The organism is Mesorhizobium sp. M1A.T.Ca.IN.004.03.1.1, from assembly GCF_003997555.1.
Lineage (GTDB): Bacteria > Pseudomonadota > Alphaproteobacteria > Rhizobiales > Rhizobiaceae > Mesorhizobium.
Map to the genome: position 1 here is coordinate 1 of NZ_RZTV01000148.1, position 309 is coordinate 309.

Genomic DNA, 309 nt, shown 5'->3' on the forward strand with positions numbered 1-309 from the left:
GAGCGCGACGTCGGCGATCAGGTCGCGCGACAGGGCCGTCTGCTTCCGCGGCGAGAACACACCCGCCGGGGCGAGCTGGTCCATGATGCCCATGGTCATGTTCTCGGCGACGCTGAGCTGCGGGACGTATCCGTCGCGGTGGCGGTCCGCGGGGACGAAGCCGATGCCGGCGCGCTGGCTGGCCTTGACGTCGCCGGTGCGGATCGCGGAGCCGGCGACCACGACCTCACCGGACGCGAGTCCTCGGAGGCCGGCGATCGCCTCGCCGACGGAATACTTGCCCGACCCGCCCACGCCGCCGATCGCGAC

General features: G+C 72.8%; 1 pseudogene. It reads right to left on the reverse strand.

Features of this window, described 5'->3' with window-relative positions:
* Window positions 1-309: pseudogene (locus tag EOD29_RS36245) on the reverse strand (hypothetical protein); the annotation flags it as partial.